Source organism: Cognatundibacterium luofuense (genome assembly GCF_018139685.1).
Lineage (GTDB): Bacteria > Pseudomonadota > Gammaproteobacteria > Burkholderiales > Burkholderiaceae_D > Undibacterium > Undibacterium luofuense.
This window is the reverse complement of sequence record NZ_JAGSPN010000487.1, coordinates 1-309: the sequence shown is the minus strand read 5'-3', so window position 1 is coordinate 309 and position 309 is coordinate 1. Positions and strand designations below refer to the sequence as shown.

1 protein-coding gene is annotated in these 309 nt (G+C 51.8%); it reads left to right on the top strand.

The annotated features are described in order from the left end of the window. The coding region (locus tag KDM89_RS21345) for a UvrD-helicase domain-containing protein (RefSeq protein ID WP_212689801.1) at positions 1-309 on the top strand (309 nt) is incomplete at both ends.

Genomic DNA, 309 nt, shown 5'->3' with positions numbered 1-309 from the left:
AAGATCAGGGCTTACGAGCGGCGCAGGTGGATGCCAGCGATGATTTCAATCGCAAGATGGTCGGGCTGTATGATTTATATGATGCGCAATGTCAGCGTGAAGGCGTGGTCGATTTTGCCGAACTGCTGTTGCGCACTTACGAATTGCTGAGTCGCAATCAGCCACTGCGTGAGCATTATCAGGAGCGCTTCCGTCATATACTGGTCGACGAGTTTCAGGATACCAATGACCTGCAATATAAATGGCTGAAACTGATGGCCGGCGCCGGTAACCGGCGTCCAAATGCGGTATTTGCCGTTGGTGATGATG